Origin of the sequence: Longimicrobium sp. (genome assembly GCF_036554565.1) — a bacterium.
GTDB lineage: Bacteria > Gemmatimonadota > Gemmatimonadetes > Longimicrobiales > Longimicrobiaceae > Longimicrobium.
Window position 1 is genome coordinate 1 of record NZ_DATBNB010000191.1, and the last position, 2,051, is coordinate 2,051.

General features: G+C 73.1%; 2 protein-coding genes and 1 pseudogene. All 3 read right to left on the reverse strand.

The genetic code is table 11. The annotated features are described in order from the left end of the window. A partial coding sequence (locus VIB55_RS05195) for a glycosyltransferase family 2 protein (protein ID WP_331875605.1) occupies positions 1-1,087 on the reverse strand: 1,087 nt, incomplete at its 3' end. Beyond that, on the reverse strand, positions 1,084-1,740 hold the full coding sequence (locus tag VIB55_RS05200; RefSeq protein ID WP_331875606.1) for a 1-acyl-sn-glycerol-3-phosphate acyltransferase: 657 nt from the start codon (positions 1,738-1,740) through the stop codon (positions 1,084-1,086). The genes VIB55_RS05200 and VIB55_RS05195, both read right to left, overlap by 4 nt. Beyond that, positions 1,737-2,051 (reverse strand): annotated as a pseudogene (locus tag VIB55_RS05205) (hypothetical protein); the annotation flags it as partial. The pseudogene VIB55_RS05205 and the gene VIB55_RS05200, both read right to left, overlap by 4 nt.

A 2,051-nucleotide genomic window follows, 5' to 3' on the forward strand; every position in this document is an offset into this window, starting at 1 on the left:
CCTTCCACTCCATGGTACCCCGCCGCGTTCCCAGGTACGACTTCACCGCGATCGCCGCCAGCACCATGCTTCCCGCCGGGTGCAGCAGAGCCGAGCGGATGCCGTGGCGAAAGAGCAGTGCCCCGCACGCCCGCACCCCCGCCAGCAGCGCCAGCGGCACCAGGGCGCCGCGCACGCCCAGGACGGCGCCCAGCCAGGGGTAGATGGCCACGAGGCCGAACACCGCCAGGGCCGCCGCGAAGGTCGCGGGCCGTCCCCCCGCCAGCGCGTAGACGTTCTTGCCGAAGCCTTCGAACAGCGCCGCCGGATCGCGGTACATCCGTACCCGCAGCAGCGAATTCGACACCAGGGGAAGCAGGCGGTGCCCGGCCGCCTTCACCTTGCGGCCGAGCGCGACGTCCTCCAGCACGGTGTCCGTCACGGCCGTGTGCCCCCCGGACGCGGCGTACGCGGCGCGGGTGAACGCCAGCCACTGCCCGTTTGCCATCGACAGCGACGGTGCACGCACCCGGGGCACCAGCGCCAGCGGCAGGAGTGCCAGCACGGGCAGCTGCGCCACCAGCGGCACCACGGCGCTTTCCATCCACCCGTCCAGCTGGTGCCGGGGAATGACGGTCGCGGCGCCGGCGCCCGTGGACTGCATGGCCGCGAGGGTCCGGTCCAGCGCGGGGGGCTGGGGAACGACGTCGGCGTCGCAGAACACCAGCACCTCGCCGCTGGCCGCCGCGGCCAGCTGGTGGCACGCCCACGACTTGCCCAGCCACCCCGGCGGGGGCGGACGCCCTGGCAGCAGGCGGAGCCGCGCACCCCGGATCGACGCGTGTTCCTGGACCACGGCGGCCGTGCCATCGTCCGACCCGTCGTCCAGCACCAGGATTTCCAGCTTGGGATAATCCACCCGCAGCAGGGCGGGGAGGAGGGTGCGCAGGTTGCCCTCCTCGTTGCGCGCGGGCACCAGGATGCTCACCACCGGGCGCGAAGACGGATCGCCCGCTGCCTCCAGCCGGCGCGCGGCCACCAGGTTCCACAGGGCGACGATCAGCATGGCCGCGAGCAGGACGGTGGAGGCCAGCGACACCGCCATCATCGGGTTCCCTCCGGCCACGCGTTCCCCGCGTCCTCACCGTGCTCCGCCAGGAATCCGAGCACGGCATCGATCTCCTTTTCCACGCGCCGCTCCAGCTGTTCCGCCTCCACACGCCCCTCCATCCCGCTGCCGACGGAGACGAAGAACGTCGGCGCGACGGTGTTCAGCGGCTCGGCGTGAATGCCGACGGGGAGGACGTGCGCGGAGAGGCGGCGCGCGAAGACCTCCACCCCGCGCCGGAAGCCGAGGGGACGGCGGTGCGAGGGCCAGATGCGCCCCTGGGGAAAGAAGACCACGGTGGATTCCGGCCGTTCGCGGAGCCGCGCGCGCAGGAATGCGAGGGCGCGGGAAACGGAGCCCGCCGACGCGGAGTCCACTCCCACGACGCCCATCATGCGGAACCAGGGGAAGCGCGCCAGCTCCGCGCTGGACATCACCGTGTACATCGGCGCGCCGGGGCGCAGCGTGCGCTGCACCTCGCGCAGCACGAAGCCGTCCCACCAGCTCACGTGGTTGGCGGCCAGCAGCAGCGGCCGGTCCGGCGGCGGTGGCGCGGCGAAGGCGACGCGCACGGCGTGCACGCGCCGTCGCATCCACGGGCGAAAGAACAGCTCGAACGCGGCCACCGCCGGGCGCGAAAAGCGGCTGTTCATCCGCCGGATTCCGCCAAGGCCGCCTCCAGCGCACGCCGCTGCCCCGCCGTGGGATTCCCGTGCCGCAGGACGAAGCGCGTGATGGCGGCGTACAGATCCGGCGGATACTCCCCGCGCGCGGCGGGAAGCAGCCGCGCCAGGGCCGCGAAGTCGTCGCGCACCGATGCGCCACGGCCCAGGACGGCCGGCAGGTAGTAGCAGCTCATCAGCCGCAGGTAGCGCACCTCGGGGTGATTTGGATGCGATTCGACGACGGCGTCCATCACCGCCAGCCCCTCGCGAAGGTGCCGCAGGCGGGCGGGGGGCCAGCT